The organism is Ruegeria sp. CDSB113 (assembly GCF_059611045.1).
Map to the genome: position 1 here is coordinate 81614 of NZ_JBXWOU010000001.1, position 16461 is coordinate 98074.

General features: G+C 56.6%; 16 protein-coding genes. 11 read left to right on the top strand and 5 right to left on the bottom strand.

Translation table 11 applies throughout. The annotated features are described in order from the left end of the window. Position 1 precedes the first annotated feature (1 nt). Complete coding sequence (locus AC2FIS_RS00430; RefSeq protein ID WP_058274761.1) at positions 2–757, top strand: ABC transporter ATP-binding protein; 756 nt, start codon at positions 2–4, stop codon at positions 755–757. A gap of 109 nt (positions 758–866) precedes the next feature. Next, positions 867–1175, top strand: coding sequence for a Dabb family protein (locus tag AC2FIS_RS00435; protein WP_496719745.1), 309 nt, complete (start codon positions 867–869; stop codon positions 1173–1175). Positions 1176–1190: 15 nt separating this feature from the next. On the opposite strand, the gene AC2FIS_RS00440 is transcribed toward AC2FIS_RS00435, so the two are convergent. Then, complete coding sequence (locus AC2FIS_RS00440; RefSeq protein WP_496771573.1) at positions 1191–1448, bottom strand: hypothetical protein; 258 nt, start codon at positions 1446–1448, stop codon at positions 1191–1193. A gap of 140 nt (positions 1449–1588) precedes the next feature. On the opposite strand from AC2FIS_RS00440, the gene AC2FIS_RS00445 reads away from it, so the two are divergent. From AC2FIS_RS00445 to AC2FIS_RS00485, 9 genes are all read left to right on the top strand, one after another. Further along, positions 1589–3793, top strand: a complete 2205-nt coding sequence (locus AC2FIS_RS00445) for a hypothetical protein (protein ID WP_496771574.1) — start codon at positions 1589–1591, stop codon at positions 3791–3793. Between the two features lie 76 nt (positions 3794–3869). Then, a complete protein-coding gene (locus AC2FIS_RS00450; RefSeq protein WP_058274764.1) occupies positions 3870–4190 on the top strand; it encodes a hypothetical protein in 321 nt (106 codons plus the stop codon). Positions 4191–4195: 5 nt separating this feature from the next. Continuing rightward, a complete protein-coding gene (locus AC2FIS_RS00455) occupies positions 4196–5278 on the top strand; it encodes a glycosyltransferase (protein ID WP_496771575.1) in 1083 nt (360 codons plus the stop codon). Further along, complete coding sequence (locus tag AC2FIS_RS00460) at positions 5275–7341, top strand: glycosyltransferase (protein WP_496771576.1); 2067 nt, start codon at positions 5275–5277, stop codon at positions 7339–7341. Before AC2FIS_RS00455 ends, AC2FIS_RS00460 begins: the two co-directional genes overlap by 4 nt. Beyond that, a complete protein-coding gene (locus AC2FIS_RS00465; protein WP_496771577.1) occupies positions 7338–7772 on the top strand; it encodes a hypothetical protein in 435 nt (144 codons plus the stop codon). Before AC2FIS_RS00460 ends, AC2FIS_RS00465 begins: the two co-directional genes overlap by 4 nt. A gap of 30 nt (positions 7773–7802) precedes the next feature. Then, complete coding sequence (locus AC2FIS_RS00470; protein ID WP_496771578.1) at positions 7803–8273, top strand: putative molybdenum carrier protein; 471 nt, start codon at positions 7803–7805, stop codon at positions 8271–8273. Between the two features lie 96 nt (positions 8274–8369). After that, positions 8370–9047: a response regulator gene (locus AC2FIS_RS00475; RefSeq protein WP_282150869.1), complete on the top strand. Its 678-nt coding sequence runs from the start codon at positions 8370–8372 to the stop codon at positions 9045–9047. Positions 9048–9098: 51 nt separating this feature from the next. Beyond that, positions 9099–10268 carry an FIST N-terminal domain-containing protein gene (locus AC2FIS_RS00480; RefSeq protein WP_496771579.1) on the top strand — a complete coding sequence of 390 codons (1170 nt, stop codon included), beginning with the start codon at positions 9099–9101 and terminating at the stop codon, positions 10266–10268. Between the two features lie 3 nt (positions 10269–10271). After that, positions 10272–12476: a hybrid sensor histidine kinase/response regulator gene (locus tag AC2FIS_RS00485; protein WP_496771580.1), complete on the top strand. Its 2205-nt coding sequence runs from the start codon at positions 10272–10274 to the stop codon at positions 12474–12476. A gap of 4 nt (positions 12477–12480) precedes the next feature. Here AC2FIS_RS00485 and AC2FIS_RS00490 read toward each other — a convergent pair whose 3' ends face one another. From AC2FIS_RS00490 to AC2FIS_RS00505, 4 genes are read right to left on the bottom strand one after another with little or no spacing between them, the layout of a single operon-like run. Next, a complete protein-coding gene (locus AC2FIS_RS00490; protein WP_496771581.1) occupies positions 12481–13260 on the bottom strand; it encodes an SDR family NAD(P)-dependent oxidoreductase in 780 nt (259 codons plus the stop codon). Beyond that, positions 13257–14195 carry an SDR family oxidoreductase gene (locus tag AC2FIS_RS00495; RefSeq protein ID WP_496771582.1) on the bottom strand — a complete coding sequence of 313 codons (939 nt, stop codon included), beginning with the start codon at positions 14193–14195 and terminating at the stop codon, positions 13257–13259. The genes AC2FIS_RS00490 and AC2FIS_RS00495 overlap by 4 nt, the downstream gene beginning before the upstream one ends. Beyond that, positions 14180–15094 (bottom strand): bile acid:sodium symporter family protein, encoded by a 915-nt coding sequence (locus AC2FIS_RS00500; protein ID WP_496771583.1) that lies wholly within the window; start codon positions 15092–15094, stop codon positions 14180–14182. Before AC2FIS_RS00500 ends, AC2FIS_RS00495 begins: the two co-directional genes overlap by 16 nt. Beyond that, complete coding sequence (locus AC2FIS_RS00505; protein ID WP_496771584.1) at positions 15091–16446, bottom strand: flavin-containing monooxygenase; 1356 nt, start codon at positions 16444–16446, stop codon at positions 15091–15093. Before AC2FIS_RS00505 ends, AC2FIS_RS00500 begins: the two co-directional genes overlap by 4 nt. Positions 16447–16461: the final 15 nt, after the last annotated feature.

A 16461-nucleotide genomic window follows, 5' to 3' on the forward strand; every position in this document is an offset into this window, starting at 1 on the left:
TATGAACGAGAAACCCGACTTTTCGAAAAACGCCAATAGGGCAAGCACCGCGCCTGCGTTCCTGTCTGTATGGGACATGCATTCATACTACGGGGAAAGCTATATCGTGCAGGGCGTCAGCTTTAATGTGCACGAAGGTGAGATTCTGGCTCTGCTTGGACGGAACGGCGCTGGCAAAACCTCGACACTCCGGTCGATTGCGCGGGTAGGCGATCCCGAAGTAAGGCACGGTGAAATCTGGTTGGACCACCAGCCACTACACAATATGACAAGCTACGAAGCGGCGTCTGTTGGTCTTGGTCTTGTACCGGAAGACAGACGTATCATTCCCGGCCTGACGGTCGAGGAAAACCTGCAGCTTGCCCAGATTGCGCCGCCGGTCGGATGGTCCCTGGAGCGGTTGTATGAACTGTTCCCGCGTTTGGGCGAACGCAGGAAACAAGAGGGGATTACGTTATCGGGTGGCGAACAACAAATGCTGTCAATCGCCAGAGCCCTTGCCCGGGATATCAAGGTCCTGCTTCTGGATGAGCCTTACGAAGGTCTGGCCCCGGTCATTGTCGACGAGATTGAAAAAACGCTAGCTCACGTCAAGCAACAGGGCATGACCACGATCATCGTCGAACAGAACGCAGTCCGAGCATTGGAGTTAGCCGATCGCGCGATCATTCTGGACACCGGCACGATCGTATTTGATGGGACGGCGAATGAGGTGCTTCAAGACACCGGCCTGCGCGAGGAGTATTTGGCGATCTAGGGCAGGCTCGAAGTCTTAGGTACATTGTGGTTGCAAACGCCTTAGTTATGGTGACGCTCGAATTCTTCGGACGCTTGCGCTCCTACACTTATGATCAAGGTACGTGACTATGATCCGCCATATCGTTCTGACAAAATTCCGGTCCGACGTAACAGAAGAGACCATCGGGAAGATTTACAGGGGCCTGTCGGACTTGACCGATGCCCTGCCGGGTGCAGGCGGGTTTACCGGTGGCCGCAGTGAAAGCCCTGAACAGATCGAACGCGGTTACAAGCATGGGTTTGTGATTGATTTCGACGATTGGGCCGCATTGGGCAGCTATCAAAACAACGAGAGGCACAAAGCGCTGGGCGCACAGTTGGTCGAAAACACCGTGGGCGGCATCGACGGAATTCTGGTTCTGGATTTAGAGGTCTGAGATAGTGAAACTGTTTCAGCCAAATTCCGAAGGGCTGATTGAAACGGTGTGCTGAACGGTGCAGCGTGGTGCCGCGCGCCCGTGTCCCTGTGAGCGTTCGGCGGCAAGTTTGCGATCTGCGGAAACGACCCTGATCAGCTTGATCATCAGTGATTTGACGAACCCCATTTTACTGAATTCGCTGAGCCGACGCAGATGGTGCCAGGGCACAGAAGGGGCGAACGACGGCGCAATCTGCCCTTGCGAAAACGGCAATAGTTGCTCGACGAACACCGGATTACTTGTCTTCCAGCGGTCAATTTTTTATACTGCTTCGTACATTTTTTTGAATTTTTTAATGTTCACGAGTGTATTTGGTTTGCCCGAGTTGCGACAGCGAAGAGCGTGTTCCGGCGGCCAGTTCGGGGGTATTGATGACAAAGGCCAGCGATCCAAAAGCTCGCCCTGAAGTTGCCAAAAAAGACGCTAATAAAGTGTCGGGTATTTATGATTTTGTGCAATCTCCTGAATGGCAGGAGGTGCTTGATAACGCTCGCAAACAGCAAGAAAGCAATCCCTCGGCAGGCAAGGCAAACGGAGGCGTTGCGCGGCCGTCTGAGCCTAGCGGTAAGAAAACCACGCACTCAACCGCTGGTGTGAAGCCAGCAAACGCGCCGAATGTGGCATCGGGGCAGCCAGGAACCGCAGGTAAGCCGGCCCAAGCAACCAAATCGCGCCAGACCGGTGAGTCGGTTCAAAGTGCCGCCGCGGGGGTTTCTGGTGCCCAAACCGTCAACAATGACAGCCGCGCGACCGAAAACGTCCCAAGCGATGAACGGGGCGAAGTAAGCGCCGCTCCGCCCAATGGCGCGCCCGTTCCGGGCATGCATTCCGACAATATACCAGAGGATCTGATCAACCCAGAGCCAAGCCTAAAGCTGTCCGAGGGTGAAGTTGCGGATCGATTGCGCAAGAACCTTCTGGAAAGGATAGAGGACCAGAAACGGTCTCGTCGCAAGATGCGGTTGGGTATGATGGCGGCAGGATGCGGCATCGGCGTGGTTGCCTCGTCTTCGGTTTTTCTGATCCTGTCTGGATTGAGCGCGCCCGGTCCAAACGAAAATGTGGGCCTGGCGAGCCAGGAAGCTTTGGCGACAAGCGCGATCACGCAACAGGACGCAGAACTGGCCCAACGCCCGGAGTCGTCCTCTGAAGTAACACGCGACGCGGAAGAGCTGGTTGTAAGCTCTACGACCGTGTTCGATACGTCAGCTGAAACGATTTCGCCCAACGGTGACACAGGCGCGTCAGAGGACTTGGCGTCACTGTCATTGCCCCTACCCGAGGCGTCCAGGCCGTCGGGCGGTATCGAACCAGAAGTGTCAGGCTTGGCCCCCAACGTCCGGTCCTTCGTGCCGACCCTTGTCCAGCCGCCACTGCCGATAACCCCGCTAAGTTATCGACCTCGGGAAGAGGTGAACCTGGGTTTCGTCCGCTTTCAATCCACGCCCGAGATTTTCAGCACTTCTGTCGCTTTGCTTGAAACGACTGTGTCGGCGGCAGAACCCGAAGAGTTCCTTGAAGCCGTAACCGTCACCGCGACAGTAACCGTAACGGCAATGCGCCCACCCGTAGTTCCGATCCCGCCCGGCGCATTGGAGAATGCGGCATCGCAGGTGCCACTGGATGTCCACCAGACTGTACCCGAGCACGCGCGTGCCTATCAGCCTGACCTGGGCACCCAGACAGGCGAAACAAATGGTTCGGACCTTTCCCTGCCGGAAGCCGTAGCCTCGCTTGAAATCGAAGAACCACCGGAAGCGCGTGTGCTGGTTGAGCCCGGCGCGACCTCGTCGAACACGGGTGCATCGGACCTTGCCGTGCAGCAAGAGGACACTGGGCTTGCCTCTTCGATCCCGCAACCGCTGCCATCCGTGCCGCAGCCGGAGCCTGTAGAACTGGCGGCTCTGCTTGTTGCGCCGAAACTACCTGATGCACCCGCCCGACTGGTAACACCAAGCCTTTCCGAAGTATCGCCCGCTTTGCAAGCACCAACCCTTTCGCCGACGCTTGGTTCGCTGGAAACGCCAGAGTCGCCTCGAACACCACTTCCGTTGGATGCCGTAGTGTCTTTGGCGCCCCTGCTGCAAGAGGCATCAGCGCCATCAAAGCCTATCGAACGCACAGCTTTGCCGGATGAGGCAATCACCCCATCTGAACCAGAGCCAGCACCAGCAAATTCTGCGACGGCCTTCCGAATCTATGCGCCAACCAACGTGCCGCAAAGCGTTGTTGATTCTGTTGTGACCAACCTGACGTCGACGGGGCATGAGCTTAGCGGACAGGCGCGCGTGGGGTTTGGGATCACTCAATCAAACGTTCGATTCTATCATAAGCAGGACGAGGAAAGAGCGGCAGCCCTCGCCAAAGACTCGGGTGCATTGCTGAGGGATTTCACAGGGGCCAACGTCAAAACTCCTAATGGGATCATCGAGTTATGGTTGGCGGGAGAAGGCTCGGGCGTCGCCGCGATCAAGCGGACGACTACACGTTCCACAGCCAGAGCCCCAGCCCCGAACCGCGTCAATCGCCTGAAAAGTCAGGTCTTGAGCAAACTTAAGAAAGCGACGACCCAATAACTGTATTTTTAAGCTATACTGAAAAGGACTGATTCAATTTTGTGTACTGTTAATTATTTCCGACGGGGTATCCAAAATGACGGATAGACGACTTATCGGCATCGTAACTGCTCTGCTATTCTTATCGACGACCCAAAACGCGCGTGCCGAGATTACGCTTGAGCATCTGCTGGTCATCGACCAAATGCTGTCCACCAATGACATTCAGGCGCTGTATTCCTACCTCGACAAAAACCCCCAGCTTTTGAGCGGCGAGGATGAGCTTTCGCTGGAGTTGCGGAGCTTTCACGAGGTCGCGTCGGTTGGTGATCTGGATTTCAGCTATGCCTCTAGTGCTCCAGCCGATGGCGAGAACCGCTCGGGCGACAACGCATTTTCCGCCTCGTTGCAACACTGAGCCGGATGTCGGAAATGCTTGCCATTGGGCGATCGAACGCACCTACGATCGCCTATGTTATAGAGCCGCGATTTTCTGGCGGGACTTCTGCGGCTGTAGCCGCTGAATTGCCTGTGGCCGCCGAATTTGGGCAGGTCGTCGTCCATGCGATCACATCCAAAACATTTGGTACCAACCAGCATGTCTCGCCGGTTTTGCGGCGGATGCTGGACGAGTTGAACATTCCGATCATTTGGGATGCACCCCGGATCACAGCGGATTTCGTCTTTTTGCACAATCCGTCTTTTCTAAAATTTCAGGACACGCTTGGCACGAAGATCATTGCGCGAGAATTGTATGTGATTACGCATGAGAACTTTCTGCGTCCGGGCGGGGCAGAGGGGTTTGATGTTTCAAACTGTCTAGGCCAGATCGAAGCCTCGACAATTTCGCTTAAGAAGACACTCGCACCGATATCACCGTATAACCGAAACGGTGTCGTTGACTGGTTGGCAACGTCTCGCGTGGCGCGGCAATGGGACGTTTTGGGCTCTGACTGGTTCAACATTTGCGAGACCGAGATGAGCGCCCCGTGTGAAACGCCACAGGACCGCCGTGGGCGTCATTCACGACCCGGATTCGAGAAGTTCCCGGTTATTGCCGATTTGGACAGCTGTTTTCCAAGCCATTCTCAGTGCAATGTAATTCTTGGGGCGGATGCTTTGTTGAATGCCCGTGTTCTTCGCGCGCATTGGACCTTGCTTCCCTTTGATGCCATAACTGTGCAAGAGTTCTTTGGAATGATTGACTTTTTTGTATATTTCACGGCGCCGACCTGGCAGGAAAGCTTTGGTCGCGTGGTAGCCGAGGCGGTTGCCGCAGGTAAAGTTGTTCTAACCAACCCCGATACTGGTGCCACGTTCGGAAATGCCGTCTTGACCTGCCAGCCATCTCAGGTGGACACAATCATTGCAGACCTGATCGCCCAGCCGCAGAAGTATCATGATCAGGTAGTCAGATCGCAATCGGCGCTGCAGAACTACTCTGCAGGGAAATTCAAGGCGATGCTGTCGGGGGTTTTATCCGCCGACAGCGAGGTGAATAGATGATCTATGTCGAAGTCGGCACACGCTCATTGCGGTCGTTTGACACGCAGTTGATCTTTGCCGAGCAGCTTGCCGCACGTGGCTTCAATGTGTGCATTGATGCCGATTATCTGCCCGAGGATGCAGGGCGTGGCAGGATTTTCGAGTCAGCCAAGTTCCTCGTCGACCCGGGCGAGAACAAGGCGCAGACCGTATTCGTACTGGGTGCCGAAGAGATCGACGATTTTCTTCTTGCGTCGTTGCGCAACAAACAGCTCGACCCGAGTGTCCCGGTTGTTGCGACGGGCCGCTTTATGACCCAGCAAAGTTACATCGCGGCCAAAGCCCGGCTGGCCTATGCGCTTGGGCGTGAAGCCCAGGTGATTGACCTGACAGATTTTCAACCACGCCCGGTGTTGCCATCGACCTCTAGCCCTTTGGTGGCGGATATTCGGCCCGTATCGCGGCGGTCTAAAAGGGTGGTGCCGAACGTGACCCTTGTGTTGGGTTCGATGGAACTGGACAACCCCGAGACACTGTCTTGCTTTTCCCGGATGAGCAGCCAGGGTGGCTATAACCTGAAACTCATCGTTAGCGGCGCGCAGAATGAGGCGATCAAGGCGTCGCCGTTTCACGATTTGCCGACCTATTTGTATACCGGGCTGTCACCGCTGACCTTGGCAAATTCGACGGATGTTCTGGCGATGTTCGGCCACGGAATCGCCGGGGTTCGCATGGCCGCTTTTGCGGTCGAGTTGATCGCAGCAGGCGGCGTTGCCATTGACTGTACCGACGATGAGGTTCTGATGTCCTCTGGTGCACCAGCTTTGCTTGGGCCCAAGACTCCGTTCGCGTTGGATGGGTATCTGATCGGCAATGTGATTGGGAACGTGTCGCAAATTGTGGAACAGGCCTCGAAATCTCAATGGTTGCATACAGTTGACATTTCGCGCCTGGAAACGGCTGCAGGTCTGACGCCGAAAAAGCGTCCGACAGAACAGGACAAGCCCAAAACTCTGTTTTTCCCGACGAACGGCGTGGGGCTGGGCCACGCGCAGCGGTGCAGCATCATTGCCCGTGAAATGCCGGACACCATGACAAAAATGTTCGCGGCCTTTCCCAGCTGCGTTCCGCTTGTTCGCCGTGAAGGTATCGACTGTATCCCGCTGGTTCAGCGCACCGATACAAAGACCAATTCTGATGGCAATGACGTGCTGACCTATCGGCGTCTTGGTGCGGTGCTTCAAGAAAACGACACGCTGGTTTTTGACGGCGGCTATGTGTTTGACTCCGTCTACCGGGTGATCCGTGAACGCAAGTTGTCGGCGGCTTGGATCCGGCGCGGGTTGTGGCCTGAAGGCCGGTCAAGGCAGACTATGCTGCGCCGCGAAAGCGTGTTTGACCGTGTCATCGTGCCTTCCGAGGCATTTGACGAGCTGAACGACGCCTACAGTTATGGTGACCATGTCCATTATGTCGGGCCAATCGTGCGTCAGGTGGAACAGTCCGCCGCGGAAAAAGAACAGCTCAGGGCCCGGCTGGCGGAACGTTTCGGGCGCGACTTCAAGCAGCTGGTTGTCAGCATGCTGGGGGGCGGCGTTGCCTCGGACAGGTCTGCGCAATTGCAGGCGATCTCGGGCATGATTGAGGCGCGCGATGATTGCCTGCACCTGGTTGTAACGTGGCCCGGAAGCACGGTTCAGCCTGCCACATTCGGTTGGAAAAACACCCGCGTGGTTCAGACGTTAGAGGCGACCAAGCTTTGTCTTGCCGCGGACGTGGTCATATCTGCCGCCGGGTACAACTCGGTCCTTGAGATGCTGTACCATCGCATTCCGGCGATATTTATTCCGCAGTCAGCACCCTATCTGGACGATCAGGAACGGCGCGCCACAGCTATGGCCGACCGTGACTTGTGCGCCGCCATCACCGAACGCGAATTCATGACGCTCGAGCGCACAGTGGCAGATTGGCTGGATCGCGACGGAGCCGAATTTTACCGATCTGCATTGAATGGTTTTGAGCTGCCCAAAACGGGAGCAGTCAAGGCCGCCGAATTGCTAACCGAATTGGGGGCGCGGATATGACCAGCGATCTATGGTTCGAAATCCTCAGCAGAGCCTCACCAAATCGACCCGAGCCGCTAGACGATCTGATCAATGAGGATCGTGACACCAAGCCGCTTGGCAAGGTTATCTTTCCGAGTATGCGGCTGGCCCCCTCGCTCATGCTGTGGGACCGGGAGCCCGGCGGCCCGGTGCATATCGGCGTGCGGGTGCATGAACCGCCAGAAACCCCATATCGTATCGCAAGGCTGTTGGCCGCCGCCGCGATGGAGCGGGAGGTTTTTCCCGTCATTCTCAGCCGCGTTGATTATTGCGGTCTTGAACGGTTCGGCTTTCGGGTCGAACGCGTGCCCGAAGAGGCCGCTGCAGCCCAGGCCGCCGAGGAAGAAATCAGAAAATACTGGGATCTGGCGATTATCATTGACGGGCATGAAATCGGTCTGTTGGGCTAGCAAGGCGCTGATTTAGGGTAGGGGCGTCTTGTGAAAATCATAACCGGCGGACAAACAGGCGTTGATATGGCGGCTTTCCAGTTCGCTTTGGAAAACGACATTCCCTATGGCGGCTGGGTTCCGAAAGGCCGCTTGAATGAGGCGGGCCGCATTCCGGATCGCTTCTCTGGTTTCAATGAGACACAGTCCGCGGATGTCTCCGAACGCACAAAGCTGAACGTTTTGTCCTGCGACGCTTTGCTGGTTTTTGTGGATGGATCGACCAGTCCGGGAACGCAGTTGACCATCGATTTTGCGCAAGAGATCGGAAAACCTTACCAGATCGTTGATCTAGGGCAGGGGCTTGAGGCGTGTGCGCACCAAGTAAAGCAATGGGTCATTGCGAGACCTAATACGATATTGAACATCGCTGGCCCAAGAGAAAGTGAAGCCCCCCAGATCGGAGCCAAAGTGACAGCGATCTTACGTCAATCGATTTTGCCCCAAAGCCCCGAGGCATAGCCAAGCATGGGTTCCAAGTATACGACGTTTCGCCAGTAGGCGCGGCACCCGCCGGTTGCTAGGGTTGGGACAACCAGATTGCAAAGGCCAAGTTTCATGTTTGCAAAAACCGCCGGACAGATTGATTTTGACAAGGTCCTGATCGTCGATGACCATCCACTGTTTTGTGATGCTTTGTCGATGACGCTGCAAAGTGTCACTCGTATCGGTGAAATCCACACCGCAGATCGATTGGAAAACGCGATTGCTCTGATTGCCGGTGGGTTGCGACCAGATGCGGTCATACTGGACCTCAACCTGCCGGATGTGGACGGGCTTGAAGGTTTGGTGCGTGTCAAAGCGGCCACCGATGCACCGGTCATCGTGGTGTCGTCGATTTCAGAGAACCGTGTGATCAGTCAGGTGATCCGTGCGGGTGCCTCAGGTTATGTCCCCAAGCACAGCCAGCGAGACGTGTTTCGTACAGCTTTCGAGACAGTTCATTCCGGGGACGTCTTCGTGCCAGACGGTTTTGCACTGATTGACGACGATGCGGATACCGAACACAGCGACGCCGCCAATCGGCTTGCCACTTTGACCAATCAGCAATCGCGCATTCTGCAGCTTATCTGTGAAGGCAAACTGAACAAGCAGATTGCGTTTGATCTGTCCATTGCCGAAACCACGGTCAAGGCGCATGTAACTGCAATCATGCGTAAACTCGGCGTGCAAAGTCGTACGCAGGCCGTTCTGCTTGCCAAGAAGGCTTCTCTTGCCAGCGTCTTGCAAGAATAAGCCCTCGCGCCATATCATATGAAAACGTTGCGCTTCAGGGAGGAGGGCAGGATGAACCAAGCAGTCGGGTGGGCGACAGCTGCTGCCCGTGCGCCAGGTATCGTCAAAACGGGCTTTGTACATCGCGACACGGATCAGGCGATTGAAAAACTCGCCGGATCGTTGGGCGATGATCTTTTGTCCTTGGTTATTCTGTTCGTGAGCTCCGGCGCGGATGCGGCGGCGGTTATTTCCGCGGCAGTCGATGCCTTTGCACCAACGCCTGTAATCGGATGCACCACAGCGGGCGAGCTTGCAGATTGCGGCTATGGCGAAGATCAGATTGTCGCCATCGGATTACCGTCTTCGCATTTCGAGGTTCGCACTCTGTTGGTGCCCGAACTTGGGAATTTCTCGGCGCAGGACATCATTGACCAGATGATCCGCAACCGTAACGAAATGGCGGCGTCCGCACCGGATTGGAAACACGAGTTTTCCTTTTTGATGATCGACGGGCTGTCGACGAAAGAGGATGCGCTGACGTCGGAACTCGCCGTTGGACTGGGGCCGGTACCCCTGTTCGGCGGGTCCGCAGGGGACGGAACCCGTTTCGGCGCGACGTATGTGTTGATGGACGGTCAGGCCATGCAGAACGCGGCGATCCTGACGCAGGTTCGCACGCGCTGCCCGATCAAAGTGTTCAAGACGGATCACCTAGTGCCAACGGCGCGGCGTATGGTTGTCACCAAGGCCGATCCGGCAAACCGTATCGTGCAGGAAATCAACGCCGAGCCAGCCGCGCGCGAATATGCCCGTCTACTTGGAAAAGACCCTGAACAGCTGACGACCTTTACTTTTGCGGCCCACCCGCTGGTTGTGCAGATCGGCGGCCAGCATCATGTGCGGGCCATTCAGCGCGTCGCGGGCAATGGTGACCTTGTGTTCTTTTCCGCGATTGATGAGGGGCTGGTGCTGACGCTGGCCGAACCTCGCGACATGGTTTCGCATCTCGAGGAAGAAATCGCTGCGCTGACACAAACCACCCGTCCGGACACGATCCTGGGCTGCGATTGCATCTTGCGTCGACTGGAAGCACAGGAAAAGCAAAAGACGGGCGAGATTTCGCGCCTGCTTGCTGAGAACCATGTCGTAGGGTTTTCGACCTATGGCGAGCAATTCAACTCGATCCATGTGAACCAGACGCTAACAGGCGTCGCGATTTACCCCCCGGAAGACGGGTAGGCAATGATTGAATCCCTGACCGACCCCAATGATCCGCTTGATCGGCAAAATGAAAAGCTGCTGAAAATCGTCGCGGCCCTGATGCGGCGGGTCGAGGAATCCACAAACGCTTCGGGCGCGGCTTACGCTCAGTTTCAGCGGGCTGCCATGCTTGAACAGGAAGTGCGCGCGCGGACGGATGACCTTGAGCGGGCGTTGGACTTGCTCAACGACTCGAACGCGCGCCTGGCGCAGGCCAATCAGGAAACCGAAGCCGCCCGCGCAAATCTCGCCAATGCGATCGAGGCGGTGCAGGAAGGGTTTGCGCTGTTCAACCGGGATGAAGAAATGGTCCTGTGCAATAGCCGCTTTGGCCTGCATATGCCTGACATCCAAACCAGACTGACACCGGGGCTGCGGTTCACCGATTATGTCGGGTTGGTCAGCCAGTCCAGGTTCCTGTCCCTGCCTGGAGTAGTTTCCCCAAAAGACTGGGTGCAGCGGCGCATGGCGCGCCATGCTGAAGATCACGTCGTCTTTAACATCCGCCTTAGCGGCAACCGCTGGATGCAGGTGTCGGAACATCGGACACCGGATGGCGGCACCGTTATCTTACAAACGGATGTAACAGACATTATGCGGGTCGAGCGGCAGGAAAGGGACCGCATCCTCGATGACAAAGCACGCCTGATCCGCGCGACACTGGAACATATCGATCAGGGGGTCTGTATCTTTGACAGCAAGCTGCGTCTGGTCGGGTGGAACAACCGCGCCAGCGAGTTGTTGGCCATCCCCAACGCGCAATTTCAGATGGGGGCACCGTTCCAGGCGTTGTTTCACCGGTTAAGCGCGACCATCAGTTTTGAGGGCGGCGTGAGCGACGCCGACCTGCTGGCCTGGGTCAATCGCTCGACCGAGCGCCCGCCGTTGCAATTCCAGATGCACAGCGGTCGTGCTAAGATATTGTCAGTCTTCGCGCAGGAAATGCCGGATCGGGGTTTCGTGATTTCCTTCACCGATGTGACGGCTGAAAGAAAATCCGCACAAGCCCTGGTTGAGGCCAAGGAACTGTTGGAACAGCGCGTTGCATCGCGAACAATGGAGCTTGCGGACGCGCTGAACGAGGCAGAACGCGCGAACGCATCAAAATCGCGCTTTGTCGCGGCGGCCAGCCATGATCTGTTGCAACCTCTGTCGGCTGCAAAACTCTACGTCTCGACATTGGGCAGTGGATTGGACAAGGCCGATGCGCGCGCAGTCGCGGTGAAAGCAGAGAGCGCCCTAAACAGTGTCGAACACATTCTTGAGGCGCTGCTGGATATATCGAAACTGGATTCCGGACGGGCATCGGTTCACTTATCCTCGGTCCCGGTCGGTGAGCTTTTTTCCCAGATGGAGGACGCCTTTAGGCCCATGGCGCAAGCCAAGGGGCTTGGATTGCGATTTGTCGGTACCGATGCGGTTGTCAGAAGTGATGCCAGTTACCTGCGGCGTGTTCTGCAAAACCTGCTGTCAAATGCGATCCGGTACACGGAAACGGGTAGGGTTCTGGTTGGTGTAAGACGACTGGGCAAGACCGTTTCGATCCAGGTTTGGGATACAGGAATTGGGATCGCGCCAGACCAGAGAGACGTTGTTTTTCAAGAGTTTAAACGTATTCATTCAGACGCCAGTGCGGCCGAAGGGATGGGGTTGGGCCTTGCCATTGTGGAACGCGCCTGTGGTTTGTTGAAACATCCGATACGTTTGCAGTCCGAACTGGGGCGCGGAACCGTTTTTTCAATCACGGTTCCATCAGCAGGCCAGGCACGCGGTGCGTTATATAGTGGTGAGCCGTCGATACAGCCGCGCTCGGACGTGCTGCACAGGACGGTTGCCTTGCTGATTGAAAACGATGACAACCTGCGCGGCGCGCTGTGCATGACGATGGAAAACTGGGGCGTTCAGGTATTGGAAGCGGCCAGCAAAGATGAGGCGGCAAACCTGCTGCACGAGATCGGGATTTTACCGGATGTCATTGTCGCCGATTTTCAACTGGACGGCGGAAAGACCGGTACCGAAGCCATTGCCGAATTGACACGCGAATTCGGGCAACTGCCCGGTTGCATTATTTCCGCTGATCGTTCGACCGAATTGGCAGCCTCTTGCAAGACGGTAGGCTACCTTTTGCTGCACAAGCCGATTGATGCACAAAAGCTAAAATCAGTGTTAGAGGCTTCGGTCAGTTGACAGGTCAGGGCGTTCGTCGCTTACCTACCGTCCGCATCATCTGTCGGAAATAGAGCTTTGGTGCCAGACGGTTTAGCAGATTGGCGATCTGTGCGATCCGCCCGACTGGGATGTAGTCTTTACGTCGCCGGTAACCTTGCAAGATTACCTGTGCCGCCGCTTCCGGCTCCATGTAGTCGATACCATCCGAGGCCGAGCCGGGACGAACGAACCCAGCGTCTGCGGCCTCCGGTCGCCCGATATTGGTCGCCACAAAGGATGGCGCGGCGATGGAAACTCGAACCCCGTGGGCGGATTCCTCGGCGCGAAGGGACTTAAAGAACCCCTCCATCGCGTGTTTGCTGGCTGCATAGGCGGTTCGATGAATGAGGGGTGCAAAACCTGCAACGGAAGAGATCGCAAGGTGTGTACCCTTGGCTTTCCTGACCGCGTCCAGAAAATCCTGAGCGCAACAAACTGCAGCGAAATAGTTGATTTCGAACAAGTTTCGGTGCGAGCGCATATCGCTGTCCGAAAACGCGGAAATCTGCGAGACACCTGCATTGTAGATCACCAGATCTATGGAGTCTCTTGCCGCAATGATTCGGGTGCAGGTGTCTTTGCATTGATCAGCGTCGGTCAGATCACAGGCAAAGGTGCTGACGTCATCCAGATTGGCAAGCGCGTCAAGTTCTTGCCCCGGTAAATCAATCAATGCGGTATGCCAACCGTCGGCCCTTAGCGCAGCGGACAATGCACGGCCCAGCCCTCCGGCTCCTCCTGTAATGACAGCGGTTGGTTTCATTGGGTAGCCTCCCACCAGCGATCGAACGCCTCGGCACTCGTGAATTTGGGGTGATAGCCGAATTCGCCTTTCAGCGCGGCATTGTTCAATACAGGGCGATACAGAAGAAAACGCACTTGCTCTGGGCCATAACGCGACAGGCGCAGCGGGCGGGCAATGGTCAGAGCGGCCCTGACCACCGCCGGGGGCAACCAACGCACGGATTTGCCCATTTGTGACGCGATCTGTGAGATGGTCAGCGCGCCATCGCCGGCAACGTTAAAAACGCCGGCAGGCCCGTCCGTGGCCGCACGCACCAGTATATCGGCCAAGTCTTCATCCCAGATGAACACAAATGGGCTGTCGGAGCCTTTCAAGCCCAGCAGGCGGGGTTTGTGAAACAGCGCCGTTATCTGGTTTTCGACCTTGGGTCCCAGTACTGTGCCCACGCGCAGAACAACCTGTTCGAGATCGGGTGTGGTTTGTCTGGCTTCGGCCAGCATCTCTTCGACCAGCCGCTTGTGCCAGGAATAGGCAAACTCCTGATTGCCTCGTATCGCATCCGTTTCGCGCAAGGGAACCGGGTTATCGGCATGATACCCATAAGCGGCCCCCGAAGAGGTAACCACCAGACGCTTGACCCCGGCGGCAATCGCCGCATTCAGCACATTCCGGGTACCTTCGACATCAACCTGATATTCATGGTCTCGGGTCGAACTCGGACCGGGGGTCACGATGGACGCCAGATGAACAATGGTGTCCGGTTCTTCGGCCAGAATGACGTTGAGAGGCGCGTTGCCGGTGACATCCATCCGTACGAACCGTGCATTTGTCGGCAAGTTCGCGGGCTCTTGAATATCGGTTGCGGTGATCGTGATGTCGGCACGACCGCCCAACCGATGCAGCAGGGCAGTGCCCACCGCGCCTGCGGCTCCGGTGATCAGGATGTGGCGCATTCGGGAACCTCTCGTCTTGCGAAGAAGGCGGCCAGAGCCAACCCCGAGATTGCATGCCAGATGCCCCAAAGTGCGGCGGCCACCGCCATTCCGCCAAGCCCTCCGAAAAAGGCGAAAATCAGGATAAGGCCAAGGCCCGAGTTCTGTATCCCAGTTTCGATTGTGACAGACCGGCGGTCGCGTTCCGACAGGCTGGCGGCCGTCGCGGTCAGATAACCGCCCATAAAAGCCAGCGCGTTATGCAGGATAACAATCCCGATGATCGCGGTCGCAAAATGCTGGAAAATTGCCCAGTTCGCGGCGAGCGCAACCATGATGAATGTGATGAAGATCGCCATCGAGAGCCACTGCATCGGGCGGCGGATTTTATCGGCGACGGCTGTGAAACGCGCATTGACCAGCATGCCAAGGATCAGCGGTAGGATCAGCATGAAGCCGACCGTAATGGCCACTGCGACCGGGTCGATTTCTGTCCTTTGCAGGATTTCTCGTGTCGGGGCATAAAGATTCCCCCACAACGCAACATTAGCGGGCGTGATGATGATCGCGCCCACGGTTGCGAAAGCTGTCATCGACACCGAAAGCGCCACGTTTCCGCCAGCACGGTGCGTCATGAAATTCGAGATGTTCCCACCCGGGCAGGCCGCTACAAGGATCAGCCCCATTGCCACCGAGGGTAGTGGGTTGACCACTAGCAACATCAGAAAGGTGAGTGCGGGTAGAACAAAAAACTGGGACGCCAGCCCAACAAGCAACGGTTTCGGTCCGCGCAGGATCCGGCGAAAGTCATCCATCCTAAGATCCAGCGCGATTGAGAACATCACGACGGCAAGGATGACGTTCAGCAGCTTTAGGTTGCCTGCATCGAAGTTCAGCGCGACGTCGTCTATCCCGTTCATGACTGGGCCGCTTTCAACGCCGCGATCTGCCGGGTCACTTCACCGCGGTAGGTCGCTTTGTCGACATAATAGGCCATCCGGGGCAGGTCGATATAGTTCATGCCGCCGGTCGCACGTTCGAATTTTTGGGATTTGGTCGAGTGAATGGCCTTTGCGGCAGAGTTTCCGGATCTTAGCCCCGCGATATAGCGCGCCACCATCTCGGCCTGTTCGTGCCGCCCTTGCCACCCTAGGCCCGACGCCTCGATCATTCCCAGGATGAACAGATCATCGCGGGTTGGATGCATGCAGTTCAGGTACAAGTGCGGGGCGTCGCCCTGCCAGTTCAAGTGCGACTTATCGATGAACGGGTAGTGTAGTTTATATCCGGTCGCGGCCAGAACCATGTCGTATTCAGCACAGGTGCCATCCCGAAAATGGACGGTCTTGCCGTCAAATCTTTCAATGTCAGGGCGCACCTTCAAATCGCCATGCCCGGCGTGGAACAGGATCAGCGAGTTGACGACGGGGTGGGATTCGTACAGGGCGTAATCCGGTTTGGGAAAGCCATATTTCTGTGGATCACCCACGAACCATTTCAGGATTGCACCGTCGACTTTTCGTTTCAGCCACATGGGCAGTTTGATCTTGCCGCCCATCGTGTCGGCCGGAACGCCGAAGACGTATTTGGGTACAAAATAGTACCCGCGGCGCATCGATATATCGCAGGATTGCCCGTGGTGAATGGCGTCAACCGCGATATCGCAGCCCGAGTTTCCGGCCCCGATGACCAGAACCCGCTTGCCTGTGAATTGCGTCGGATAACGATAGTCCGAGGCGTGGATCAGCTCGCCTGAAAACTCTCCCTCAAACTTGGGTAGGTTGGGTTCGGACAAAGTGCCGTTGGCGATCAAGACACCCGCAAAGATCTGGCAATACTCAGTGCCTGCCTTGTCACGCCATTTCACCTCCCATCCGCCTGCGTCCAGCGGTGTCGTGCTCAGGACCTCGGCACCAAAGCGATAGTGCTGGCACAGGTCAAATGCGTTTGCGAAGTCGTGGAAATACGTCTTGAGCTCGCGATGTGATGGATACTCCGCCGTTTCTTCCTGCATAGGGAAGTCGGTGAATTCGGTCATTTTCTTGGACGATATGAGGTGGGCGGTCTCGTACATCGTAGACCGAGGGGCATCGATGTTCCACAGACCACCCACATCGTCAGCCAGTTCAAATCCCTGAAATGGCACTCCCTGCTCGACAAGTGTCTTGGCCATTGCCAGACCCATGGGCCCAGCTCCGATCAGAGCAAAACACTCTTCCGGGCGGGCCTTCACCGTGACCGGCTGGCCCGCTCCGACTTGCACCTGTTCCATTCGTTTCTCCTCCTG

Bases quoted from the DNA above. Each gene is read 5' to 3' on its own strand.
- AC2FIS_RS00505 (WP_496771584.1), bottom strand. From the start codon at position 16,446: ATGGAACAGGTGCAAGTCGGAGCGGGCCAGCCGGTCACGGTGAAGGCC.
- AC2FIS_RS00495 (WP_496771582.1), bottom strand. From the start codon at position 14,195: ATGCGCCACATCCTGATCACCGGAGCCGCAGGCGCGGTGGGCACTGCC.
- AC2FIS_RS00490 (WP_496771581.1), bottom strand. From the start codon at position 13,260: ATGAAACCAACCGCTGTCATTACAGGAGGAGCCGGAGGGCTGGGCCGT.
- AC2FIS_RS00455 (WP_496771575.1), top strand. From the start codon at position 4,196: ATGTCGGAAATGCTTGCCATTGGGCGATCGAACGCACCTACGATCGCC.
- AC2FIS_RS00475 (WP_282150869.1), top strand. From the start codon at position 8,370: ATGTTTGCAAAAACCGCCGGACAGATTGATTTTGACAAGGTCCTGATC.
- AC2FIS_RS00480 (WP_496771579.1), top strand. From the start codon at position 9,099: ATGAACCAAGCAGTCGGGTGGGCGACAGCTGCTGCCCGTGCGCCAGGT.
- AC2FIS_RS00430 (WP_058274761.1), top strand. From the start codon at position 2: ATGAACGAGAAACCCGACTTTTCGAAAAACGCCAATAGGGCAAGCACC.
- AC2FIS_RS00485 (WP_496771580.1), top strand. From the start codon at position 10,272: ATGATTGAATCCCTGACCGACCCCAATGATCCGCTTGATCGGCAAAAT.
- AC2FIS_RS00435 (WP_496719745.1), top strand. From the start codon at position 867: ATGATCCGCCATATCGTTCTGACAAAATTCCGGTCCGACGTAACAGAA.
- AC2FIS_RS00460 (WP_496771576.1), top strand. From the start codon at position 5,275: ATGATCTATGTCGAAGTCGGCACACGCTCATTGCGGTCGTTTGACACG.
- AC2FIS_RS00500 (WP_496771583.1), bottom strand. From the start codon at position 15,094: ATGAACGGGATAGACGACGTCGCGCTGAACTTCGATGCAGGCAACCTA.
- AC2FIS_RS00445 (WP_496771574.1), top strand. From the start codon at position 1,589: ATGACAAAGGCCAGCGATCCAAAAGCTCGCCCTGAAGTTGCCAAAAAA.
- AC2FIS_RS00450 (WP_058274764.1), top strand. From the start codon at position 3,870: ATGACGGATAGACGACTTATCGGCATCGTAACTGCTCTGCTATTCTTA.
- AC2FIS_RS00465 (WP_496771577.1), top strand. From the start codon at position 7,338: ATGACCAGCGATCTATGGTTCGAAATCCTCAGCAGAGCCTCACCAAAT.